The organism is Hominiventricola aquisgranensis, from assembly GCF_040096225.1.
GTDB classification, from domain to species: Bacteria; Bacillota; Clostridia; order Lachnospirales; family Lachnospiraceae; genus Hominiventricola; species Hominiventricola aquisgranensis.
Genome location: NZ_JBBMFC010000032.1, coordinates 1 through 24,392 on the forward strand (window position 1 = coordinate 1; position 24,392 = coordinate 24,392).

At 44.4% G+C, this 24,392-nt stretch carries 17 protein-coding genes and 1 pseudogene; 13 read left to right on the forward strand and 5 right to left on the reverse strand.

The window, feature by feature from the left end:
• Positions 1–338: 338 nt before the first annotated feature.
• From WMO62_RS13840 to WMO62_RS13855, 4 genes and pseudogenes are all read left to right on the forward strand, one after another.
• A pseudogene (locus WMO62_RS13840) lies at positions 339–947 on the forward strand (substrate-binding periplasmic protein); the annotation flags it as partial.
• A 216-nt stretch (positions 948–1,163) separates the two neighbouring features.
• A complete protein-coding gene (locus WMO62_RS13845) occupies positions 1,164–3,119 on the forward strand; it encodes a response regulator (RefSeq protein WP_349145050.1) in 1,956 nt (651 codons plus the stop codon).
• A gap of 35 nt (positions 3,120–3,154) precedes the next feature.
• Complete coding sequence (locus tag WMO62_RS13850; RefSeq protein WP_349145038.1) at positions 3,155–3,286, forward strand: response regulator; 132 nt, start codon at positions 3,155–3,157, stop codon at positions 3,284–3,286.
• The gene (locus WMO62_RS13855; protein WP_349145039.1) at positions 3,273–5,471 is read left to right on the forward strand and encodes an ATP-binding protein; all 2,199 of its coding nucleotides are present in this window, start codon (positions 3,273–3,275) and stop codon (positions 5,469–5,471) included. Before WMO62_RS13850 ends, WMO62_RS13855 begins: the two co-directional genes overlap by 14 nt.
• Positions 5,472–5,765: 294 nt before the next feature.
• Here the strand turns inward: WMO62_RS13855 and WMO62_RS13860 are convergent, their stop codons facing one another.
• Both WMO62_RS13860 and WMO62_RS13865 read right to left on the reverse strand, forming a co-directional pair.
• On the reverse strand, positions 5,766–7,127 hold the full coding sequence (locus tag WMO62_RS13860) for an MATE family efflux transporter (protein ID WP_349145040.1): 1,362 nt from the start codon (positions 7,125–7,127) through the stop codon (positions 5,766–5,768).
• A 28-nt stretch (positions 7,128–7,155) separates the two neighbouring features.
• On the reverse strand, positions 7,156–7,590 hold the full coding sequence (locus WMO62_RS13865) for a MarR family winged helix-turn-helix transcriptional regulator (protein WP_349145041.1): 435 nt from the start codon (positions 7,588–7,590) through the stop codon (positions 7,156–7,158).
• 335 nt (positions 7,591–7,925) lie between these two features.
• Here WMO62_RS13865 and WMO62_RS13870 point away from each other — a divergent pair, with 335 nt between their 5' ends.
• From WMO62_RS13870 to rsmH, 5 genes are all read left to right on the forward strand, one after another.
• Positions 7,926–8,444 (forward strand): DUF1003 domain-containing protein, encoded by a 519-nt coding sequence (locus WMO62_RS13870; RefSeq protein ID WP_117499550.1) that lies wholly within the window; start codon positions 7,926–7,928, stop codon positions 8,442–8,444.
• Positions 8,445–8,543: 99 nt separating this feature from the next.
• Positions 8,544–8,702, forward strand: coding sequence for a rubredoxin (locus tag WMO62_RS13875; protein ID WP_117499552.1), 159 nt, complete (start codon positions 8,544–8,546; stop codon positions 8,700–8,702).
• 82 nt (positions 8,703–8,784) lie between these two features.
• On the forward strand, positions 8,785–10,884 hold the full coding sequence (locus tag WMO62_RS13880) for a glycogen debranching protein (RefSeq protein WP_349145042.1): 2,100 nt from the start codon (positions 8,785–8,787) through the stop codon (positions 10,882–10,884).
• A gap of 114 nt (positions 10,885–10,998) precedes the next feature.
• Positions 10,999–12,303 carry a Na+/H+ antiporter NhaC family protein gene (locus WMO62_RS13885; protein ID WP_349145043.1) on the forward strand — a complete coding sequence of 435 codons (1,305 nt, stop codon included), beginning with the start codon at positions 10,999–11,001 and terminating at the stop codon, positions 12,301–12,303.
• A gap of 33 nt (positions 12,304–12,336) precedes the next feature.
• The gene (rsmH, locus tag WMO62_RS13890; RefSeq protein ID WP_349145044.1) at positions 12,337–13,395 is read left to right on the forward strand and encodes a 16S rRNA (cytosine(1402)-N(4))-methyltransferase RsmH; all 1,059 of its coding nucleotides are present in this window, start codon (positions 12,337–12,339) and stop codon (positions 13,393–13,395) included.
• 2 nt (positions 13,396–13,397) lie between these two features.
• Here rsmH and spoVAC read toward each other — a convergent pair whose 3' ends face one another.
• Positions 13,398–13,847, reverse strand: a complete 450-nt coding sequence (gene spoVAC / locus WMO62_RS13895; protein WP_118511189.1) for a stage V sporulation protein AC — start codon at positions 13,845–13,847, stop codon at positions 13,398–13,400.
• Between the two features lie 56 nt (positions 13,848–13,903).
• Positions 13,904–14,932, reverse strand: coding sequence for a stage V sporulation protein AD (locus WMO62_RS13900; RefSeq protein WP_118717765.1), 1,029 nt, complete (start codon positions 14,930–14,932; stop codon positions 13,904–13,906).
• Positions 14,933–15,127: 195 nt separating this feature from the next.
• Between WMO62_RS13900 and WMO62_RS13905 the strand changes: the two genes are divergently transcribed.
• The 4 genes from WMO62_RS13905 (at position 15,128) to WMO62_RS13920 (ending at position 23,674) form a co-directional block, all read left to right on the forward strand.
• A complete protein-coding gene (locus WMO62_RS13905) occupies positions 15,128–15,709 on the forward strand; it encodes a zinc dependent phospholipase C family protein (RefSeq protein WP_349145045.1) in 582 nt (193 codons plus the stop codon).
• A 228-nt stretch (positions 15,710–15,937) separates the two neighbouring features.
• The gene (gene addB, locus WMO62_RS13910) at positions 15,938–19,330 is read left to right on the forward strand and encodes a helicase-exonuclease AddAB subunit AddB (RefSeq protein WP_349145046.1); all 3,393 of its coding nucleotides are present in this window, start codon (positions 15,938–15,940) and stop codon (positions 19,328–19,330) included.
• Entirely contained in the window at positions 19,327–22,914 is a 3,588-nt protein-coding gene (gene addA / locus WMO62_RS13915; RefSeq protein ID WP_349145047.1) for a helicase-exonuclease AddAB subunit AddA, read from the forward strand. The genes addB and addA overlap by 4 nt, the downstream gene beginning before the upstream one ends.
• A gap of 19 nt (positions 22,915–22,933) precedes the next feature.
• A complete protein-coding gene (locus WMO62_RS13920) occupies positions 22,934–23,674 on the forward strand; it encodes a nucleoside/nucleotide kinase family protein (protein ID WP_349145048.1) in 741 nt (246 codons plus the stop codon).
• A gap of 58 nt (positions 23,675–23,732) precedes the next feature.
• On the opposite strand, the gene WMO62_RS13925 is transcribed toward WMO62_RS13920, so the two are convergent.
• Positions 23,733–24,278: a hypothetical protein gene (locus tag WMO62_RS13925; RefSeq protein WP_349145049.1), complete on the reverse strand. Its 546-nt coding sequence runs from the start codon at positions 24,276–24,278 to the stop codon at positions 23,733–23,735.
• Positions 24,279–24,392: the final 114 nt, after the last annotated feature.

Genomic DNA, 24,392 nt, shown 5'->3' on the forward strand with positions numbered 1-24,392 from the left:
TTCTGACATCATTATATCAGAAAAGCGGTTCTAACAATAGCAAAACCCCGCAAAAGCGGGGCTTTGTCTACAGTCTGGAATGTAATTACTCTGTTAGTAAATTGACACAAGTTGGCTGTAGAGTATAATTATAGTAAAAGTACAGCAGAAGCTGTCGCAAAGATAGTTATAAAAATGTTGTAGGGGTATTGAACATTAATGAATGTAAAATTAAAATCTGGAAGCAAGCAAGCAATTATAGCCTGGAGGATGGGAGAAAGATGAAGAAGTGCAAATTAGTACAGAATATAATGAATTTCAAATTTTGTTACATTATATTTTGCACAATGATATGTTTAATGGTTTTATCCGTTCCTACATTTGCCAAAGAAAGCTCTGACAATGTTATCCGGGTAGGATCTTTTGAGGAAACTTATAATGTAGTCAACGAAAAGGGAGAAAGAAGCGGCTATGGTTATGAGTATCTTCAAGATATAGCAGGTTATGCAGGTTGGAGCTATGAATACATAACAAGTAATTGGGAAGATTGCTTTACACAGTTGGAAAATGGAGAGATTGATATTCTTGGTGGCATTTCCTATACAGACGAACGTGCTGAAAATATGCTTTTTTCCGATATGCCTATGGGGGAAGAGAAATATTACATCTATACGGATGCATCCAATATGGATCTTACAGCAGGAAATCTGGATTCTTTTGAGGGAAAAAATATTGGTGTATTTAAAGGTCTTATATTGGAGGATATGCTTAATGAATGGGAATCAAAATATGGTCTGCATACGAAGCATATCAATGTTTCTAATACATCAGAAATTATGGAAAAACTGTCGAACCATGAAATTGACTGCTTCGTTTCAGTAGAAGAATCCCGTTGGGAAGAATCTGATATTTCGCCTGTTACAAGTATTGGAGAGACAGAAATCTATTTTGCCATAAATCCCAAACGTCCGGATATCAAAAAAGCACTGGATAGTGCTATGCGCAGAATCAAGGATGACAATCCATTTTACACGGATGATCTTTACAGGCGTTATCTTTCTGCACAGAGCAGCTCGTTTCTTTCAAAAGAAGAAAGGGAGTGGATCGGGCAGCATGGAGCAATCCGGATAGGGTATCTGAATCAGGATGGAGGTATCAGCAGTGTAGATCCATCAACAGGCAAAGTGACAGGTGTTATCACAGATTATGTGGATCTTGCCCAAAATTGTCTGCAAGGTCAGACTCTGGAATTTGAATTAAATGGATATGATACAAGAAGTGAACTGCTTCAGGCATTGCAGGATGGAAGAATAGACCTGATTTTTCATGCAAACCAGAATCCATACTTTGCAGAAACAAATGGATTTGCTTTGTCGGATACGCTATTGACTCTCAATATGGCAGCAATTACGGCAAAGGATTCTTTTGATGAAAATAAAGAGAATACAGTTGCCGTTGAAAAAGATAATTTTGTATTGAAAGCATATCTTTCATACAATTATCCGCAATGGGAGGTTGTGGAATATGAGACATCAGATGCAGCAGTAAAAGCAATGCAGAAAGGGGAGGCAGATTGTATTGTAAGCAATTCAGGTACTGTTTCAGACTATTTGAAAAATAATAAGCTTCTTAGTGTTTTTCTGACAAAAGAAGCTGATGTTTCATTTGCTGTTCAGCAGGGAGAACCGGTTCTTTTGTCCATTCTGAATAAAACACTGACATCTATGCCTACAGCTCAATTTTCGGGTGCAGTAGTTTCGTATAATGTTTCCTCACGAAAAGTTACAGCGAAGGATTTTATTCAGGACAATTTACTGACAGTTTCACTTATCGCTGGAATTTCTTTTTTTGTTGTCCTGTGTATAATTCTTGATTCTTTGAAAAAATCAAAACGTGCGGAAGAAAAATCCAAGAAGTCTGCTGAGCAGGCATTGAAGCTGAATCAGGAGCTTGAAGAAAAACAGCAGGAATTACAAAATGCACTTGTAGAAGCACAGAGTGCCAATAAGGCTAAGACTTCCTTTTTAAATAACATGTCTCATGACATCAGGACACCGATCAATGGCATTATGGGCATGCTTACAATTCTTGAAAAAAGCGGAAATGATGGTGAGCGGGCAAAAGATTGCCTGAATAAAATAAATGAGTCTTCGAAACTGCTATTATCATTGGTAAATGATGTTTTGGATATGGCAAAGTTAGAATCGGATACCGTGGTTTTTGGTGATGAATCCATCAATCTGGATCAGGTATGTAAGGAAATCACGGAGTCGCTATACTTTCAGGCAGAAGAAAAAGGACTTCATGTTATAGGAGAACATGATGATTACAGTGGTATATATGTTTGGAGCAATGCAGTTCATCTGAAAAAAATATTGATGAATCTGTTTACAAACAGTATGAAGTACAATAAGGTGAATGGTCTTATTTACATGAGTATGAGAACGATTGAAAGATCAGAAGATCACATGACATGTGAATTTAAAATAAAAGACAATGGAATTGGAATGTCAGAAGAATTTATAAAAAATGAATTGTTTACTCCATTTGTACAGGCAGATAATTCCCCACGTTCTGATTATAATGGGACAGGTCTGGGAATGCCTATTGTGAAACAACTTGTAGAAAAGATGGGCGGAACCATAACAGTTGAAAGCAAGCTTGGTGAAGGAAGCTGTTTTACTGTAATACTTCCATTTAAAATTGATACGAATGCACGGCCGGAAGAAAAAGAAGATTTCAATGCAGATATATCAGGTGTCCGGATATTATTGGTTGAAGATAATGAGCTGAATGCGGAAATAGCTGAATTCATGCTAACGGAAAGCGGGGCTAAAGTAGAAATAGTGAATAATGGTTTAGAAGCTGTTCAGCACTTTGAAGCCTCCGAATCAGGAACATACGATGTTATTTTAATGGATGTCATGATGCCGGTGATGGATGGGCTTACTGCCACAAAAACAATAAGATCCCTGGAACGGCAGGATGCAAAAACAATCCCTATTATTGCTATGACTGCAAATGCATTTAGGGAAGATGCAGAAAAGTGTATGGAAGCAGGAATGAACGCACATCTTGCAAAGCCGATTGTGATTGAGGAAGTTATAAAAACGATTTTAAGGTATGTTCATAATGATTAGCAGAGGTTCATGAATTAGTGCCGGGTGATTATGATATGATCCTGATGGACGTACAGATGCCTGTTATGAATGGCTATGAGGCAACCGCAGTAATCAGGAGCCTTCCAGAAGCATGGGAAAAGCAGACAGGAAACATAGAGAGAGGGTTTTGTTATGACAGAAATTAAATATATATTTCCGAAGCAACTGCAGTTTATGGCTGCTTTGGTTTTTATAGCCGTGCTGATCGTTCTGCTTCTTATCCTGACTGTGATGGTACATATGAGGAACAGAAAATTGAAACGTACGCTGGAGGAACAGATGGCGGAAAAACGGCTTTTAGACAAGATATGTGCAGATTTTGCGGCCGTCTATTATGTTGAATTAAATACCGGTTCCTTTGAAACTCTCCATATAAACGATGGAACCAACGCAAAAAAAATGAATCTGAAACAGGGTAATAATTTCAATTCTTCTGCTGACCAATATGCGGTTCAATATCTGTATGAGAAAGAAAGACAGGAATTTAAGGACTGGATTTCTACAGGGCATCTGAAGGAACAGCTTTTTCAGAAAGAGCACATTACCTACCATTACAGAAGCAAACCGAATCTGGAACATCATGAATTTTTTGAAGTGCGGGCAATCAGAATATATCAAGATGAGAAACATTTCTTTGCGCTAGTGGGTTTCCGGCATATTGATGATATCATGGAAAAAGAAACCACCATCCAGAATCAGTTAAAACAGGCACTGGATGAAGCACGGCTGAGTAATGAAATAATTTCAGCAATTGCAAAGAGTTACTGTTCTATCTACAGGATTGATGTGCAGAAAGATTTTTTTGAAGAGGTATCAAATGACAGTGAAATACACAAACTGACAGGAAACAGAGGATGTGCATCGGAGAAACTGTATCAGCTTTGTGATACAATGGTTGCACCGGAATACCGCTCGCTGATCCGTCCATTTCTGGATGTCTCTACACTTTCAGCCAGATTGAAGACGGAAGAATGCATTTCCACAGAATACCGTATGTGTGATGGCAGTTGGCACAGGATGCTTTTTACTGTAAAAAAAAGGGGTGAGTCTGGAAATGTAACCCATGTTTTATGTACGGTCCGTAGTATCAGCGATTCCAAGAGACGTGAAGAGAATCTTAACTTTGCAGCGGAAGCAGCAAAGCGTGAAGCCGAAATGAAAACAAGGTTTCTGGCAACGATGAGTCATGATATCCGTACACCACTGAATGGTATTATCGGTATGGTAAATATGGGAAATCAGTACGCAGATGATCCACAGATGCAGCAGAAGATCAGAGAAAAGGTAATGGAATCCCTGAAATATCTGGTATCTCTGGTAAATGATGTGCTGGATATGAATAAACTACAGAACGGGAATTTGAAGGACCAGCAGCTTTTATTTGATCTGACAATAGTACTGCGGGAACTGAACCAGATTTATGATGAGCGGGCTGCCAAGAAAGGCATCCGGTATGAGATTGACTGGAAAAATGGTACATACAGTCACAGCGCTCTGGTTGGAAATCCGGTATATCTTGGCAGGATCCTGTCGAATATTATGGACAATGCCATAAAATTCAGTCAGGCGGGTAGTGTGATTACGGTCTGGGTTGAGGAAGAAACTCTGGATGATAGCAGAGCAATTTTCACTTTCTACTGTAAAGACCAGGGTGTGGGTATGAGTGAAGATTTTATTGCACATGCTTTTGATATGTTCTCTCAGGAAAGCGAGACAAGCAGATCCAGGTATGAAGGCACCGGACTGGGGCTTGCAATTACGAAGCAGCTCGTGGACAGAATGGATGGAAGTATTGAACTGAAGAGCAAAGCAGGTGTCGGGACAACAGTTATTGTAAAAATTCCGTTCAAAATTGGCACACAGGATAAAAACAGTAATTTATCAGATAAGCCAGTAAGCCCTGATGATTATTCGGTAGAAGGCATGCGGGCATTGGTTGTGGAAGACAATGAGTTGAACATGGAAATTTCCAGATGTATACTGGAAGACAGCGGTATGGAAGTTACATGTGCAGTAGACGGGCAGGAAGCAGTTGAAATCTTCGGGAAATCTGCACCGGATTATTTTGGGGTAATTTATATGGATATTATGATGCCGAGGATGAATGGTCTGGATGCGGCAAGGACAATCAGGGAAATGAAAAGAAGGGATGCCATGAGGGTTCCGATTATTGCAATGTCCGCAAATGCCTTTGCAGAAGACATTATCAACAGCCGGCTGGCTGGAATGAATGTTCATCTTGCAAAGCCGCTGGTTGCGGAAAAAATGATTGTTGCCTTAAAACAATGCATGGCAGATAATAGCGATGTAAAACTGCACGAAGATTTGTAGGAATAAAAAGACAGAGCATATAAAGTTGTTATATGGTCTGTTTTTTTATTCCTAGGATAGCTTTATTGTAAAGACCTTGGTGCAAAACATCCATTGACACTGTTTTGCTTCTGTATTGACACAAATGCCGAAGTGTAAAATGGCATTACACTCCGGCATTTATATCAATCATATTTCAGTTTTATTGGCGGCTGGCTGCAATGATTTCTTTCATTTCAACAGACATGATAACAGCTCTCTTTCATCGGTGCTTTTCAGGATCATAATCTCTGGCAGAACAGAAATTCATATTGGTTACTTCTGAATCTCTGCGAGTGCTTTTTTAAACTGTACTGAAAATAAAACGGATGTAAAGAGTACAGCAATAATATCAGCGATTGGCTCTGCCATATATACGCCTGTGGTTGGGTTGGATACCATGTGAGGCATGATATAAATAAGCGGGAGCAATAATACAAATTTTCGGACAACAGCAACAATGATGGAGTTGGCTGCTTTGCCAAGGGAGGTAAATGTCATCTGGCATGCGATCTGGATACCAAACAGGAACAGACCGCCCAGGTAGATTTTCAGCATTGGTGCAGTAAAGTCAACGAGACTTGCATCAGCAGTAAAGATGCCTACAAATATTTCGGGAACAAGCTGTACAGCTGCCCAGAGTGATATGGAGTAGGTTAAGCAGGTAGTCAGCAGTAAACGGAATGTTTTCTTTACCCTGTCCGCATTTTTAGCTCCGTAATTATAACTGGAAATAGGCTGTGATCCCTGTGCGATTCCCTGAAGGGGCAGCATAGCAAACTGCATCACGCTGGTTAAAATGGTCATGGCTCCGACTGCAATATCTCCGCCATAACGGAGCAGGGATGAATTAAAGCAAACCGTTACAACACTTTCGCTTGCCTGCATAATGAAAGCAGCAAGTCCAAGTGTAACGCAAGGAATAATGACCTTGGATTTCAGATGCATATATTTTTTCCTAAGATGAAGCTGTGTTTTTTTACCGCAAAGGAAAAAGATTACCCAGATTGTGGAAACCGCCTGTGACAGAACGGTTGCCAGGGCTGCACCTTTTACACCCATGTGAAAACCAAAGATGAATATAGGATCCAACGTAATATTGCAAATAGCACCGATCAGAACGGAAACCATAGAAGTTGTTGTGAAGCCCTGTGCAGTAATAAAAGCATTCATGCCAAGAGTCAGCTGAACAAATAGCGTACCGATCGCATAGATATGCATATAATCAACTGCATAGCTGATCGTATTTTCACTTGCACCAAAAGCCAGTAATATATCTGCACTCCAGATCAGTAAGACAGCAGTCAGAATAAAGGAAACAGCAATCTGGAGAACGAAGCAGTTGCCTAATATTTGTTCTGCTGACTGATTGTCCCGTTTTCCCATATAAATAGATGCTCTTGGTGCACCACCGGAGCTGACCAGTGCCGCAAAAGCAGAAACAATCATGATGATTGGCATACAGACTCCGACTCCGGTGAGAGCCAGACTGCCATTGCCTGGTATATGACCGATATAGATGCGGTCTACGATATTATAAAGCATATTGATAAGCTGGGCGATTACGGTCGGGATAGACAGCTTAAGAAGCAATTTTCCGATCGGTTCTGTCCCAAGAAAATCTTTGTTATCCTGCATGGATAGTACCTCCTTTTGTTATTTTGTGTTATTCATTCAGCATCTGGCATGCATTCACTGCCATAGAGTCAATGATTTCTTTATAAACATGTATCTGTTCTTCAGGGATATTCCGGGTAAGCTTCTGATTGAAATTCTGCTGCATTTCCAGTCCGGCTTTCAGAATTGGCTGCGCCTTTTCGGTGCAGGAGAGTAAAACCTTTCGTCTGTCTCCGGTCACGGATCCTCTCTGCAGATAACCGGCAGTTACCAGTTTATCAACATGGACAGACACTAAGTTCTTTTTTATTTTCCGAAATTCGCTTATCTGCTGGGCAGTACATAATTCAGGATTGTTGTTGAGAAACATTAAAATGTCAAAAGATACTTGTGGAATGTCAAATTCGTGAAGAATAGGTTCACACATTTTATTGTAAGCATTCAATACATCATGAAAAAAAGCTATAAATGTCGATGGAGTCATAGATACCTCCCTTTGAATAGTATTTTTTTGAACTGTATCAAATAATACTATAAAGAATAAGGAAAGTCAAGACAAATAATGTGAAATGATGGTCGTTGACGCAGTGAGACAGGTGATTTATACTGAGGGCAGATAATCGTGCTGGTCACAGAATATCGACATGGTTATCAGAAATGTTTTGCAGGTGTTTCATACGTATAAGAAAGAGCAGGTGTATCATGAAAAGAAAAATCATAATGGTAGTGGTGATAGTTGCTGTGATTCTGGCGGCAGTTGCGATTGTATCAATTCTGGCACAGACACCGGCACTGATCTGATGAAGGGGAGATATTATCATGAAAGAAAACAGAAAGCTGTTAAAAGAGGTACTTAAGGATATCCGCCATGATATGACTGACGAAGAGGTGCTGAATCTGCTGGCGGACAGTAAGATTTCAGTCAGTCCTGAAAGCGGCAAGGAAAAGTACACCCTGGGGCAGCGTGCAGCAGATGCAATTGCAAAATTTGCAGGGAGCTGGGCATTCATTTTTTCTTTTACTGGTGTCCTTGTTCTTTGGATGATTGTCAATGCCGTGCTGGCATCCAAGGCATTTGATCCGTATCCGTTTATTCTGCTTAATCTGGTTCTTTCCTGCGTAGCGGCAATCCAGGCCCCGTTGATCATGATGAGCCAGAACCGTCAAGAGGAAAAGGATCGTCGCAGAGCTGAAAACGACTACAAGGTCAACTTAAAAACAGAGATTATGATTGAGGATTTATACGATAAGGTCAATGTCATTCTTGCCAAGCAGTCGGTACTGGAGAAGCAGCTGCAGATAGAGAATCACACCAATGGGAAGCCAAAACAGGAATAATTATTATTTTACCTTGACAAATGCAAGGAAGGTATATATAAACAATATTAGTAACAAATACTATTATTAAAAAATGATTTTGAAAAGGAGGAACTCGTAATGAAATATGTATGTGACGTTTGTGGATGGGAATATGATGAGGAGCAAGGATATCCGGAAGGCGGCATTGCACCAGGTACCAAATGGGAGGATGTTCCGGAAGACTTTGAGTGTCCTCTGTGCTCAGTTGGTAAAGATCAGTTTTCAAAAGTAGAGTAAAATATCTTTGATGCCTCGTTGGAAAACCAACGGGGTATTTTTGTCTAAAATAAATCAAAACTAGATGGAAAGGAATCAAATTATGGACGGGAAGAAAATGGTTGCAGCAGAGGAAAAGCATCTCATACCTTTGGATAAAGTCAATGGATATGATGTACGTCCTGGGTTTTATGGGATTAACGGAGCAACGGCTCTTAGGGAAGGCGTAAATTTTACAGTCTGTTCTCTGGAAGCCACGGCCGTGGAGCTTCTTCTATATCACCGGGGAGAAAAGGAACCCTATGCAATTCTGCCTTTCCCGAAACACTACCGGATCGGAAGTGTGTATTCCATGATTGTTTTTGATCTGGATATCTGTGATTTTGAGTATGCTTATCGGGTGGACGGTCCTTGCATACCGGAAAAAGGTCTGATTTTTGATAAAACGAAGCCGCTTCTGGATCCTTATGCAAGAGCGGTCACCGGTCAGAGCATATGGGGCGAACAGCCTAATCAGGATCATGAATATCGGGCGCGGGTGGTGGTCAATGACTTTGACTGGGGAAATCATGTGGATCCGGTCAGACCCATTCAGGATCTGATCATTTATGAACTTCATGTCCGCGGTTTTACGAAGGATGTCTCTTCTGGAGTCAGTCATCCGGGAACCTTTGCAGGAATCAAAGAAAAAATACCGTATCTGAAGGAACTTGGAATCACTGCGGTAGAACTGATGCCTGTCTTTGAGTTTGATGAGACCATGGGAAGGCGTGAAGTCAACGGCAGGACGCTTCTGGATTACTGGGGATATAATCCCGTGAGTTTTTTTGCACCGAATACCAGTTATACTGCAGATAAAGAGTTCAATCGGGAAGGCGATGAACTGAAAAACCTGATTCGTGAACTGAATGCCAATGGCATAGAGGTGATTCTGGATGTTGTATTTAATCACACGGCAGAAGGAAATGAAAAAGGACCGTTCTTCTCATTCAAAGGGTTTGACAACAGAGTTTATTATATGCTGACACCTGAAGGCTGGTATTATAATTTCAGTGGTTGTGGTAATACACTGAACTGTAATCATCCGGTGGTGCAGCAGATGATACTTGAATGTCTGCGGTATTGGACGATTGAATACCATGTGGATGGTTTTCGGTTTGATCTGGCCAGTATTCTGGGGAGAAATGAAGACGGTTCGCCTATGAATCAGCCACCTCTTTTGAAAAATCTGGCCGGAGATCCTGTTCTTCGAAATGTGAAGCTGATTGCGGAGGCCTGGGATGCCGGTGGACTTTATCAGGTGGGCAGTTTTCCTGCTTATACCCGCTGGGCAGAGTGGAATGGGAAATACAGGGATGACATGAGAAGCTTTCTGAAAGGTGACTACTGGTTTGCCCAGGCAGCAACAAACAGACTTACCGGTTCCTTGGATCTGTATACCGGTCAATATAAAGGGTATGATTCTTCCATTAATTTTCTTACCTGTCATGATGGCTTTTCTCTCTGGGATCTGTATTCTTATAATGGAAAGCATAATGAAGCCAATGGATGGAACAATTCTGATGGAGCAGATGATAACCGAAGCTGGAATTGTGGAGTGGAAGGAGAGACCATGGATCCTGAGATTCGTAAACTCCGTCTCAGAATGATGAAAAATGCCTGCATGACTTTGATGTGCAGCCGTGGGACACCCATGTTTCTTGCGGGAGATGAATTTGGAGACACCCGTTTTGGCAACAATAATCCCTATTGTCAGGATAATGAGATCTCCTGGTTGGACTGGACACGGCTGGATATGAACCAGGAGCTTTATCAATTTTTCAGAAAAATGATCTGGTTCAGAAGAGAACATGCGGTGATTCGGAGCGATCAGGGATTGTCAGAGACTGGTTTTCCAGCAGTCAGTGTTCATACGGACCGACCGTGGGAGCGTGCCATTGACCAGGATACAAAGGCTCTGGCAGTCTGCTATGCAGGCAAGACTGCACAGGGAGAAGACCTTGTATATCTGGCACTGAATGTGTATTGGGAGAAGCAGAAGTTTGAGCTGCCAAAGCTTCCGCCAGAGTATGAGTGGAGATGTTTTGCAGATACCGCACTGGATGGATCAGGAGAAGAAAATTTCAGCGCAGTCATCACCGAGTATTGGCTTCATCCCAGATCTTCAGCTGTATTTGTTGGAGTTAAGCGCAGCTGTTTATAACTACCTTATCTGTAACATGACTGATCAGAAGTTAATCAGAATATTTTATGATTTGCAAACCTGCATTTTTTTGGTATATTAGAGAACAAAGGGTTTAAAGGAAGGGTTAGATACATGGAAAAAAGAAATGCAAAAGCATTATTACCAATTGCGGTGTTTGTAGTCTTATATTTAGGTCTGGGTATGTTATTTGAATATGGCCTGGAGATTGAGATGGGATTTTATAAAATCCCTGTTGTCGTTATATTTTTGATGGCATTGTTTGTTGCATGTCTGCAGAACCGGTCACTCAAATTGAATGACAAACTAAAAGTAATGGGCGAGGGAATCAGTGACCCTAATATTATTACAATGATCATTATATTTATGCTGGCAGGAATTTTTGTGGGAGTAGTCGGAAGATCCTCTGCCAACAGTGTGGCATATTTTATATTGTCGCTGATTCCACCTCAGTTTGCAGTGATTGTTCTGTTTGTTGTGAGCTGCTTTGTCTCTCTGGCCATGGGAACATCCGTTGGAACGATCACACTGATCGTTCCCATTGGAATAGCGGTATCCAGAGCTTCTGGATTTTCCACACCACTTTGTATTGCTACAGTAATGGGCGGTGCAATGTTTGGAGATAATCTGTCTTTCATATCTGATACGACAATTGCCGCATGCAATGGACAAGGTTGTAAAATGACAGATAAATTCAAGGAGAATTTCTTCATTGCACTCCCGGCAGCAGTTGCCAGTCTGGTCATAATCTGCATGTTATCTGTAAAGAACTACAGTGGTGGCTTTGTTCAGGAAGAATATCATCTGATACAGACGATTCCTTATATTCTGGTACTGGCAGGAGGAATCATCGGTCTGAATGTATTTCTGGTACTGATCACGGGTATTGTAAGTGGATCCATCATCATGATAGCAACCGGAATGATAGTGCCAACAGATCTGCTTGGAAATATGGGAGATGGTGCGGCAGGAATGTTTGAAACCAGTATGGTTGCCTTACTGGTAGCTGCAATCTGCGCCTTGATCAAAGAATACGGTGGATTTGCAGCTCTGTTATACTGGATAAAAAAGGTATTCAAGGGAAGAAAAGGCGGACTTCTTGGAATGGGGCTGCTGGTTGGTCTGATGGATATTGCAACAGCAAATAATACGGTTGCAATCGTTATGGCCAATCCGATTGCGAAGGAAATGTCAGGAAATTACGGAATCAGCAATAAGAAAGCAGCATCTATCCTGGATACGTTTTCCTGTGTTTTCCAGGGAATCCTTCCCTATGGAGCACAGATGCTCGTTGCGATCTCAGCTGCAACAGGACTTGGTGAAACGATCAATGCATTTGATATTTTACCGTTGCTGTTTTATCCTTATATGTTATTGCTTAGTTCGCTTGTCTTTATTTCTTTTGAAAAAAACACATGATCACAGATTTTTGATGAGAAGGAATGGATGAATATGGAACAGAATTCACAGACGCCGCATAAGCGCCGTGTACGATATAAGGGGAAATACCCGAAGAAATTTGAAGAAAAATATAAGGAGCTGCAGCCTGAAAAATATCAGGATACGATCCAGCATGTGATCCAGAAGGGAAATACTCCGGCAGGAATGCATATCTCTATTATGGTGGATGAGATCCTGGATTTTCTGAAGATCCAGCCGGGACAGATCGGATTTGATGCGACTCTTGGCTATGGAGGTCATACGAAAGCCATGTTGCAGTGTCTGCAGGGAAAAGGGCATATGTATGCCACGGATGTGGAGCCGGAAGAGTCGGCAAAGACCAGAAAACGTCTGGAGGAGCAAGGGTTTGGTGAGGATATGCTGACGATCAAACTTCAGAATTTCTGTACCATTGATGAGATCGCAAAAGAGGTAGGCGGATTTGATTTTATTCTGGCAGATCTTGGCGTATCTTCTATGCAGATCGACAACCCGAAGCGAGGATTTTCTTTTAAGGTGGATGGACCGCTGGATCTTCGCCTGAATCAGCAGAAAGGAATCAGCGCAGCAGAACGTCTGGACACTATTGGAAGAGAAGAGCTGGCAGGAATGCTCTATGAGAATTCTGACGAGCCATACTGTGAGGAACTGGCAAAAGCCATTACGGATGAGATCCGACGGGGACATCGTGTGGATACGACCACAAAGCTTCGGGAGATCATTGAAAAAACGTTAGATTTTTTGCCGGAAAAAGAGAAAAAAGAGACTGTGAAAAAGACCTGTCAGAGAGTATTTCAGGCATTGCGGATCGATGTGAACCAGGAATTTGAAGTGTTGTATGAATTTATGGAGAAGCTTCCAGGTGCATTGAAGCCGGGGGGACGGGCTGCTATCCTGACTTTTCATTCAGGCGAGGACAAGCTGGTGAAAGCGGCGCTCAAGGAAGGATACCGTGCGGGTATCTATGAAGAGTACTCCAAAGATGTGGTATGCCCGTCCGCGGAAGAATGTGTGCGGAATCCACGGGCCCGTTCTACAAAAATGCGCTGGGCAGTACGGGCAGAGGAGTAACTTCAGAGAGTGATCACCCAGTAGATCAAGCCAAGGATCCAGGAGGTAAAGACTCCATAGAGGATGACAGGACCTGCGATCGTAAAGATTTTAGAACCAATACCGAAGACCTGTCCTTCTTTTTTATATTCAATGGCAGACGAAGCGATTCCGTTTGCAAAGCCGGTGATGGGAACCAGTGCACCAGCGCCTCCCCATTTGGCAATAGAAGGATAGATATTAAATCCGGTTAACAGAACACTGAGAAGGACCAGAAGGATCGAGCACCAGGTGCTGGCAGTCTTCTGGTCCATTCCTATATTTAGACCCGTATTTTGCAGAAACTGTCCAAGCACACAGATCAGTCCGCCGGTCAGAAAGGCTTTTCCCACTTCTTTGAGAAGATTGTGGGTGGGCGTGACTTGCTTGACATATTCCTGATATTGTTGTTTCTGTTCTTCATTGATCTTCATATAAATATTCCTTTCCTGAATTGTATAGTTGTGAGTCGGTGTATGGATCCTCATGCTCAGCAATGCTCAAGCACTACCGCGTGTGCGATGCCGGGAATGCTCTGTCCTTCATTGAAGCTGACTTTGGACAGCAGTGCACCGGTGGGGAGAAAGAGTACCCGTTTCCATTCTCCGCGGATCAGTCTGGGCAGAATATATGCAGCTAAAGTGGTTGCAGCACAGCCGCAGCCGGAACCACCGGCATGAGTATCCTGTGTATCTGGATCGAAGATCAGCATTCCACAGTCTTCATGAAGATCCCCGAGCAGAATTCCGCAGTCAGACAGGAGATCTTTGAGTATGGTCTGTCCGATACTTCCCAGATCGCCGGTGATGATCCGGTCATAGTCAGAGACATCTCTGCCGGTGTCGATGAGGTGCTGACGGATGGTATCAGCTGCGGCAGGAGCCATGGCTGCACCCATGTGCATGGAATCTTTGATACCATAATCCACTACTTTTCCGGTGGTAATACCGCTGATACAGCAGTGAGCCTGAGTGGAACAGGGGTGTTCCTCGGCGGCAATGACAAAGGCACCGGAACCGGTGACCGTCCAGGTAGTTGATAAGGGACGTTGTCCTGCGTATTCCAGGGGAAAGCGAAATTCTTTTTCTGCACTGGCAAAGTGGCTGGAGGTCAGTGCCATGACACAATCAGCAGCCCCTCCGGCAACGGTTATAGAAGCCAGTCCCAGGCTTTCACCACAGGTGGAGCAGGCGCCATACAGTCCAAACAGAGGAATCTGCAATTCCATGATTCCGTAGGAAGTGGCGATTCCCTGAGCCAGCAGATCTCCGGCGAACAAATAGCGGATCTGTTCCTCGGTCATGCCTGATTTTTCCAGAACTTTTCTGGCAGTGCGAAGCTGCAGTTCACTCTCGGCTTCTTCCCAGGTGTTTTTGCCGAATTTGGGGTCAGGTTCAATGCAGTCAAAGAGATGACTTAAAGGACCGTCCCCTTCTTTTTGTCCAACGATAGAAGCAGCTTCCAGGATACGGGGCGGCTGATCGTATGTGAGTGTGGCTTTTCCTGTAATCGTTATCATGTCTGGGTTCCTTTCCAATAAAACAAGATACAGATATTTTTTCAGATCAGAAGGAAAAATATTCGCACATATCAAAATTATGTGAACTTTCTGTAAACTTTTCAAAATCGCGTGCAAAGTGTAAAAAAGTGTGCTATGCTGGATAAGGTTTTGGGCAAGTGACAGGTACATTTGCATTTTTGTGGAGGGACGTACATGAGAAAAAAATCACATCTTGCGTTAGCAGGTTTTTTGATTCAGGGAATGGATCATGAAGTATTGAACCGCAGATGGAGATCCTTTTATTTTGGAAATATTTTACCGGATTGTAAACCATCCTTCGTGACTGTGCGTCATGAGTATGATGGAACGTTCGATATGATGGCTGAGATGCTCCGGGCACTGGTATCAGAGGAAGGCTACTGGTCTATTGATACGGCAGGTTATATGATGGATCTGGGACAGGTGTTCCATTATATTGCGGATTATTTTACCTATCCACATAATTCCCATTATCCGGGAAATATTAAGGATCACTGCCATTATGAGAATCATCTGAAGCATGGTCTGAGGGCATATATCAGAAGTGGTGAGGCAGTGTTTGGCGGAGCCGGTTATAAGAGAAGCTTTTCGACAGTTGACGAGATGCTGGAGTATATTCAGGAAGCACATGATGAATATATGAAGCAGCCGGGCAGTGTGGAAAATGACTGTAAATACATTACAACGGTCTGCTCCAGGGTGCTGGCATCCATGCCGCAGTTTGCAGAGGTTCCAGTGATGGCATACGCAGGCTGATCGTGGGAGTGAATCATACTGGCTTGAAAATTATTTTATAGAGAATATTATTGGCGTCATCTGAAGCCAATACAGGATTGAATCGCAGAAAAGGTGCATCCAGTGAGATGCCGTATTCTGCGATTTATTTTTTACCAGATTTTGTCCGTATGGTGTCTGGTCTTTTGTAGAGCTGATGAGGTATAATGAATCTATTCATTAGAATCAATATAATAAAGGGGAGCAGATATGGCATTACAGTTGATCCTTGGAAATGCGGGAGCAGGAAAATCCCACTATATATTTGAAAAAATCATACAGGAATCCATGGAACATCCGACAAAGCAATATTTGATCATCGTGCCGGAGCAGTTTACCATGCAGACGCAGAAGGATTTGGTCATGATGCATCCGCGTCATGGAATCATGAATATAGATGTCCTAAGCTTCGAGCGTCTGGCACACCGGGTCTTTTCAGAGGTGGGCGGCGAGCACCGGAAGATTCTGGAAGATACGGGAAAGAGCCTGGTGCTTCGAAAGCTGGCGGAGGAGAAGAAGGATGAACTGACCCTGCTGGGAGGAAGCCTCCGAAAGCTGGGATACATTTCTGAGGTAAAGTCACTGCTGTCAGAGTTCGTGCAGTATCGGATCGAACCGGAAGACCTTACACAGATCATGGAGCAGAATAAGAGTAATCCCCAGTTGTATTTTAAGCTGAAGGATATGAAGGTGATCTATGAAAGCTTCCGTCAGTATCTGAAGGACACATATCTGACAGCAGAGGAGCTGTTGAAAGCACTGGAGGATACGGTGGAGCAGTCACGGTCAGTTCGGAACAGTGTGATCGTTCTGGATGGCTACCATGGCTTCACGCCTATCCAGCTGGGACTGATCGGAAGATTGCTGACGCTTACGGATGAATTGTATGTGACGATGACACTGGATCACAGGGAAGAGCCATTTCAGATGGAGGCGGAGCATCAGCTCTTCTATGCTACGAAAAAGACGATTCAGGATTTGAAAAAAGTAGCTGAGCAGACAGGCGTGGAGATTCGAAAGCCCATCATGCTTGGAAAAGATAAAATCTGGCGGTATAAGGATGCACCGGCACTAAGATTTCTGGAGGAGCATATCTACCGGCACAGCAGACGGTTCTGGAACGAAGAAACCGATGCAGTCACATTGTTTGCAGCGAGGACACCCCGATCAGAAGTAGAGTGTATCAGCAGAGAGATCCTGAAATTAGTACGGGATGAGAAGTTCCGCTATCGGGAGATGGCAGTGGTCACTGGAGACCTGAATACTTATGGACCACTGTTTGAGCAGACCTTTGCACGATTGGGGATTCCGGGATTTATGGATGCCAAGCGAGATGTGCTGAAGAATCCGTTTGTGGAGTTTCTGCGGGCATTATTGCTGGCAGTTCAGGAGGATTTTTCTTATGAATCTATGTTCCGTCTGCTGCGAAGCGGCATGACGCCGGTGGATAGGAGAGAGACAGATCTGCTGGAAAATTATGTAATCGCCAGAGGTATCCGTGGATTCTCCGGCTGGAAAAGGGAATGGAAATATCCACTGAAGCAGATGACAGAGGAGGAACTGGCAGAAGTCAATACGCTTCGGGAAAAGGCACTGTCCGGTCTGGAACCACTGCGAAAGAGCCTGAAGGATAAAAAGGCAGATGCGGAAGTTATGACCAGAAGTATCTATGAATATCTGACGGATCTGTCTGTTCAGGAGCATCTGCTTCAGTATGAGCAGCAGTTTGAGCAGGAAGGAAATCTGAGTCTGGCCAAAGAGTATTCCCAGATCTATGGCATGGTCATGGATCTGTTTGACAAGCTGGTCATGCTGCTTGGAGACTGTCAGGTCACTCTGGAGGAGTATGCTCAGCTTCTGGATGCCGGATTTTCAGAGATGAAGGTGGGACTCATTCCGGCAGGTACCGATCAGGTGGTTGTGGGGGATATGGAGCGAAGCCGTCTGAAAGACATTAAGATATTGTTCTTTGCAGGAGTCAATGAAGGGAGTGTGCCTCGCCAGAAAGACAGCGGCGGTCTTCTTTCTGAAATGGACCGGGAGACCTTATTATCCCAGAATGTGGAGCTGTCACTCACATCCCGGCAGGAGACCTGTATCCAGAAATACTATATGTACGTGAATCTGACCCGGCCTTCCATGAGACTTAAATTATCCTGGAGCCTGGCGGATGAGGGTGGTAATGCACTGAGGCCGTCCTATCTGATCCGTTCAGTGCAGGAATTGTTCCCACAGGTGGCTGTGGAGACAGAGGCAGAGCAGGAGCTGTTGGATCGTCTGGCTTCTCCGGAAGGAAATTTAAGTGATGTGACGGAGGCTTTACAGGCAGCCAGAGAAGGAACCTATGATGCTCAGCAGAAGATGCTGGCCAGATGGTATGCGGAGCAGGCGGACTGGAATCAGAAGCTTGACCGCCTGATGGATGCAGTCTTTTACAGTCGAAAGGAAGAACCTATTGGAAAGGCAGTGGCGCGGACTCTGTATGGAACCCTTCTGGAAGGAAGTGTTACCAGACTGGAGCAGTTTGCAGCCTGTTCGTATGCACATTTCCTGCAGTATGGTCTGCGTCTGAAGGAGCGGGAGGAATACGGTCTTCAGGCAGTGGATATGGGAAATGTCTTTCACGATGCACTTAAATATTTTTCGGATAAGATCGAGGCCAGTGAATATGATTGGTTTCATGTACCAGAGGAGAAGCGGACTGCCTGGATGGAAGAGGCACTGGAGCATGCTCTTCAGATCTGCGCAGAAAAAGGTCTGGGGGAGGAAGCGACCGATGCCTATACCATGGAGCGTATGAAGCGGATCGGGCAGCGGACAGCCTGGGCATTGATGGAACAGCTTCGGAAAGGTAATTTTGCGCCGGAGAAGACAGAAGTATCTTTCCGCAATCTGGAGCAGCTTCCGAGTGTATCGGTATTGTTGTCAGAGGATGAACGCATGAGACTTAAGGGACGGATCGATCGTGTGGATATCTGCAGAGAGCAGGGAAATGTATATGTCCGAGTTATTGATTATAAGAGTGGATCGACCCGGTTTGATCTGACCAGTGTGTACTATGGCTTGCAGCTGCAGCTTGCAGTCTATCTCAATGCGGCAATGGATATGGAGAGCCGGGAGGGTGGAAAAGTCCATCCGGCGGGTATGTTTTATTATCATATTGAAGATCCTATGCTGGATTATGAAGAAGAGGAAGACACCGAACGACGGATGCTCAAAGAGCTGGCATTCAACGGACTGGTCAATGCAGATCCCGAGGTGGTGAAGCTGATGGATAAGGAATTGCATGGTTCCTCCGATATTTTACCGATAAGGCTTAAAAAGGATGGAACTTACACAGCGGCATCTTCCGTGGCAGAGGAACAAGAGCTTCTTAGACTGTCCCGTCATGTAAACCGAAAGCTTACAGAATATGGACAGCGGATCCTGGAAGGAGAGGTCAGTCTGGCACCTTATGAGCTGCAGGATGACAATGCCTGCAGGTTCTGTACATTTCACAGTGTCTGCGGATTTGACCGGCGCCTGGATGGCTGCGAGAAGCGCAGACTGACACCGTTAAATAAAGATGAGATCTGGAGACGGCTTGAGGAGGAAGAATCATGAGTGTTGTATGGACAGAAGATCAGAGAAAAGTCATAAATATCCGCAACCGGAATCTTCTGGTATCAGCCGCAGCCGGTTCGGGCAAGACAGCAGTGCTTGTGGAACGAATTGTCTCCCTGATCACAGATAAGGAGCACCCGGTGGATGTGGATCGACTGCTGATCACCACATTTACCAAAGCAGCAGCCGGGGAGATGAAGGAACGAATTGGAAAGGCACTGAGCGAGCGGCTGAAGGAGGATCCTCATAATGAATGGCTGCAGAGACAGGAATCTCTGGTGCATCGGGCACAGATCACTACGATCCATGGATTTTGCCTGTATGTGATCCGCAATTACTTTCATACGATTGATCTGGCTCCTAATTTCCGCATTGCAGATGAAGGGGAGATGAAGCTTTTAAAGCAGGACATTGCCCATCAGATTGTTGAGGAATACCATCGGCAGAAAGATCCGGCATTCATCCGTTTTGCGGACAGCTATGGAAATGGAAATCGGGGAAATGGTCTGGAGGATATGATCCTTAAATTATATGAATATGCCATTGCCAGTCCTCAGCCGGAGAAGTGGCTTTGGAGCTGTGCAGATGCTTATGATATGCCGGAGGATGGAAGCTGGAGTGATTTTGCCGGGCAGGAAGAACTGCTTGCGGAACTTCATACGGCAGCGGGTGATCTGCTGACGGAGATACAGAAGGCGAGAAAGCTTGCACAGCTTCCTGATGGACCGCAGGCTTATGAGGAAGCACTGGCGCAGGATGAACAGCAGCTTACGTATCTGGTGGAAAGTGATTCTGTGGAGTGTTTTCAGACCAGACTGGAAGGAGTCTCCTATGCGCGGCTTCCCAGCCGGCGTTCTAAAGCGATGGCGGGTGTGGATGATGCGCTCATCGATCAGGTTATGGAGCTTCGAAGTGTCATGAAAGACGGGCTCAAAGATCTGCAGAAGCAGTATTTTGATATTCCATCAGAGGAGCAGTTTGCCCAGCTTCGTGCGACAGCAGAACTGGTACGGACCTATGTGCAGGTGACTCTCTCCTTTATGGAACGGCTGACAGCGGAAAAGCGAAGAAAAAACATTCTGGATTTTGCAGATCAGGAGCACCTGGCATTGAAAATACTGACCCGCGAGGTGGATGGGAAGCTGGTTCCGTCTGAGACTGCAGATCTGTTTGCAGATTATTTTGCAGAAATTATGGTAGATGAATACCAGGATTCCAATCTGGTGCAGGAGGCGATCCTGGACAGTATCAGTAAAAGCCGCAGAGGGCGGGATAATCGGTTTATGGTAGGAGATGTGAAACAGAGTATCTACCGGTTCCGTCAGGCAGAGCCTGGACTTTTCCTGGAAAAATACGCGCGGTATGGCACAGAAGATGGTGGTGTCCGTGTGGATCTTCATCAGAATTTCCGAAGCCGGAAAGAGGTGCTTGATCTGGTCAATGTGATCTTTGAACGGATCATGCGAAAAGAAGTGGGCGGCATCGAATACGATGAAGAGGCGGCTCTGAAAGCGGGAGCTATATATCCGGAGACCGAGACTACAAAGCCGGAGCTGCTGGTGCTTACCAAGGAAGAATGGGAGAAGCTGGAGCCGGAATGCCGCTGGACAAAGGTGGAAGCGGAAGCACATCTGATCGCTGGAAGGATCCGAAAACTGATGGAAGAGGGACAGGTCACCGAAGATGGGAAACTCCGTCCGGTCCGGTATGGAGATATTGTGATCCTGCTTCGTACCATGTCAGGCTGGAGCGAGACCTTTGTGAGAGTGCTGCAGGAGGAAGGGATCCCTGCCTGTGCGCAGTCCAGAGAAGGATATTTCCAGACTGTGGAAGTGGAGACAGTGCTGGCGTATCTTCGTATTCTTGATAATCCGACCCAGGAGATCCCGCTGGCAGCTTCCATGCATGGATTGCTGGGTGGATTCACATCCACGGAGCTGGCACAGATCCGGGCAGGAGAAGATCATCCGGGATTCTATGATGCTTGCAGAGCCTATGCAGAAAACGGGGAACAGGAGGAACTGCGTCAGAAGCTGCAGCGATTTTTTACTCAGATGGAGAACTACCGGCAGCGGGCAACCTACACATCGGTTCATGATCTGCTGTGGGAGATTCTGACAGAGACCGGATATCTGGATCAGATTCGGGCACTTCCCGGAGGAGAACAACGTCTTGCCAATGTGGAGATGCTGCTGGCAAAAGCAAGAGATTATGAGAAGATCAGTTACCATGGACTCTTTCATTTCGTAAGATATATTGAGCGCATGAAGAAATATCAGATGGATTTCGGCGAGGCTGCCATGACTGGTAAGAACGGTGAAGCGGTTCAGATCATGAGTACTCACCACAGTAAAGGTCTGGAGTTTCCGGTGGTATTTGCGGCAGGGCTCGGAAAAACCTTTAATAAGCAGGATGCAAGAGAAAAAGTAGTCTGCCACAATCGCTGGGGATTAGGACTTGACTATGTGGATCTGGATCAGCGTATGCGAAGAGCAACTCTGGTCAAGCGGCTGATCCGCAGACAGAACCAGCAGGACAGTCTTGGTGAAGAGCTCAGGATCCTCTATGTGGCACTGACCCGTGCAAAAGAAAAGCTGATCCTGACTGGTATGGTACCGGAAAAGGTTCTGGGCGAGAAAGCAGACGAACAGATGTCTTTTACACAGATCACCAGTGCAGACAGTTATTTCAGGTGGATAATCCCGGCACTGTCAGAGGACACCTGTGGAAAACAGTCCCTGATCAATGTGCAGATGGTCTCTCTTGAGACTGTGATCCGGGAACAGATCCGACAGACCATGACGAGAGAACTGTCCAGAACAGAGCTGGAGCAGAGCCTTCTCTATGGTAAGAAGGATGAAGAACTCTATAATCAGATCAATGAGCGACTTTCCTGGAGTTATCCATGGAAGATGCGGGAGACTGCCCGGCAGAAATATAGTGTGACGGAGCTGAAGAAGCTGCGTATGCAGGAAGAATCCGATGCAGCGGAGGAATTATATCCGGAGACAGACATGGTTCCGCTGATTCCGCAGTTTATCCAGAAGACAGAGGAAAAGACAGGAGCAGCCAGAGGTACCATCTACCATACAGTGATGGAGTGGCTCGATTTTGAACATCTGATAGAATTACGAGGAGCACATGTTCCGAAGATGAAGGCAGAGCTGCAGACATTGGTGGACGCAGGAAAACTATCAGAGGAGGAACTTCGCGCAGTCAATCCCATGGATCTTCTTGATCTGGCAGAAAGCGACCTTTCGGAGCGGATGGCGGAAGCTGCTTCCAGGGGCGAGCTCTTCCGGGAGCAGCCATTTGTCATGGGCTTGCCAGCCAGTCAGGTGGATGGAAGTGACTCGGATGAAACGATCCTGATCCAGGGAATTATTGATGCATTTTTCTATGAGGATGGACAGATTGTTTTGCTGGATTACAAGACAGATTATGTGCGTCGTGCATCAGAATTGCGGGAAAAATATCATGCGCAGCTGGAATACTATGAACAGGCATTGAGCATGATGACCGGGAAGAAAGTGAAGGAAAAGCTGATTTATTCGTTTACGCTGGGTGAAGTGATCGAGGTGTAATACGAGGGAGGGAAGCTATATGAAGCAGACTTATACGTATGAGGTAAATGGATTTCAAATCCATGCAGAATATGAGGAAAAAGACATTGAGACGATCTTTATTCCGCTTTTGCAGAAATGGAAGGAAATGCAGAAAAAAGCGGGAAGACGGATCCTTGTATTTTTAAGTGCACCGCCTGGAACCGGCAAGACAACGCTGGTACAGTTTCTGGAATATCTGTCAGAGCAGGAAGCAGATATGGAGCCGATACAGGCCATCGGTCTGGATGGATTTCATTATCATCAGCAGTATATCCTGACTCATGAAGCTTGTGTGGAGGGAAGGATTGTTCCAATGAAGGAGGTCAAAGGTTGTCCAGAGACCTATGATCTGGAAAAACTGCGTGCCAAGATTCATGAGCTGCGTAAGGGTGGTGAGATACGGTGGCCGATCTACAGCAGAGCGATTCATGATGTGGTGGAAGATGCGGTCCTGGTCAACCGGCAGATTATCGTGCTGGAGGGGAACTGGTTATTGAGCAGTGAAGATCCGTGGAACCAGTTGGTGACTCTGTGTGATGACAGCGTGTTCATTGGGGCAGATGAATCATTTCTGAAGGACAGACTGGTGGATCGCAAGATGAAGGGCGGACTGTCACTGGAAGAGGCGACGAAGTTCTGCGAACGAAGTGATTGCAGAAATGTGCGACGACTGATGCGGGCACACCAGATTGCGAATACCAATCTTATGTTGCAGGCGGATGGGACATATAGAGTATGAATAAAAAAGTCGGTGACATTTTAGTGGCACCGACTTTTTACTGGAAAATCACCATAATCTATACCCGTTTATAGATAATAGGATCATCGTAGCCAAAAGTCCGCTTTCCATTAACTTCCATACTTTCAGATACTTCCAAACAGCTATCAGAAAACTTTTCCCAAAGCTTAAAGGTCATGACTGGAGAGAACTGGCTGATACTGCCGCCTTCCCAGATCCCGTCCTTTTCATGATACAGTGCCGGTGTAAATTTTTGGGATTTTTTTAGCTCACTGTAATCAACATTTTTCATGGAATCATAAGAAAATGTATTTTTATCATCTCCCGGAATCTCATAGGAAGAGAGTAGAATGCCGCCCTCATTTTCTGTAATCAGGAAAAGATGCGGAGAAGCATGGCGTTTTCCGTTGGTCTCATAATAACTTTCTTCAACAATGAATTTGCCATTGAAATCTGCAGGGATATTTTTTATTTTGTCATTGCAGACTGTATTTACATGTTCTGCATAAGGATATGATTTTCCAGCTTTCTGCATCATATCAAACTGTTCTTTGTTGTCAAAATGTCCTGTCATCATATTAATAAAATTATCAAGTTTCATCAAAGTATTTACCTCCAAATTTTGATTTTCTCAATTCTCCAAACTGGAATTTGGTGTGTGCTTTATAAATTTTTTCCAATCCACTCAAGTTCGTTCATGGAATCCTTATTTTTTTCA

Bases quoted from the DNA above. Each gene is read 5' to 3' on its own strand.
- WMO62_RS13850 (WP_349145038.1), top strand. From the start codon at position 3,155: ATGATCCTGATGGACGTACAGATGCCTGTTATGAATGGCTATGAGGCA.
- WMO62_RS13855 (WP_349145039.1), top strand. From the start codon at position 3,273: ATGACAGAAATTAAATATATATTTCCGAAGCAACTGCAGTTTATGGCT.
- WMO62_RS13860 (WP_349145040.1), bottom strand. From the start codon at position 7,127: ATGCAGGATAACAAAGATTTTCTTGGGACAGAACCGATCGGAAAATTG.
- WMO62_RS13865 (WP_349145041.1), bottom strand. From the start codon at position 7,590: ATGACTCCATCGACATTTATAGCTTTTTTTCATGATGTATTGAATGCT.
- WMO62_RS13870 (WP_117499550.1), top strand. From the start codon at position 7,926: ATGAAAGAAAACAGAAAGCTGTTAAAAGAGGTACTTAAGGATATCCGC.
- WMO62_RS13875 (WP_117499552.1), top strand. From the start codon at position 8,544: ATGAAATATGTATGTGACGTTTGTGGATGGGAATATGATGAGGAGCAA.
- WMO62_RS13880 (WP_349145042.1), top strand. From the start codon at position 8,785: ATGGACGGGAAGAAAATGGTTGCAGCAGAGGAAAAGCATCTCATACCT.
- WMO62_RS13885 (WP_349145043.1), top strand. From the start codon at position 10,999: ATGGAAAAAAGAAATGCAAAAGCATTATTACCAATTGCGGTGTTTGTA.
- rsmH (WP_349145044.1), top strand. From the start codon at position 12,337: ATGGAACAGAATTCACAGACGCCGCATAAGCGCCGTGTACGATATAAG.
- spoVAC (WP_118511189.1), bottom strand. From the start codon at position 13,847: ATGAAGATCAATGAAGAACAGAAACAACAATATCAGGAATATGTCAAG.
- WMO62_RS13900 (WP_118717765.1), bottom strand. From the start codon at position 14,932: ATGATAACGATTACAGGAAAAGCCACACTCACATACGATCAGCCGCCC.
- WMO62_RS13905 (WP_349145045.1), top strand. From the start codon at position 15,128: ATGAGAAAAAAATCACATCTTGCGTTAGCAGGTTTTTTGATTCAGGGA.
- addB (WP_349145046.1), top strand. From the start codon at position 15,938: ATGGCATTACAGTTGATCCTTGGAAATGCGGGAGCAGGAAAATCCCAC.
- addA (WP_349145047.1), top strand. From the start codon at position 19,327: ATGAGTGTTGTATGGACAGAAGATCAGAGAAAAGTCATAAATATCCGC.
- WMO62_RS13920 (WP_349145048.1), top strand. From the start codon at position 22,934: ATGAAGCAGACTTATACGTATGAGGTAAATGGATTTCAAATCCATGCA.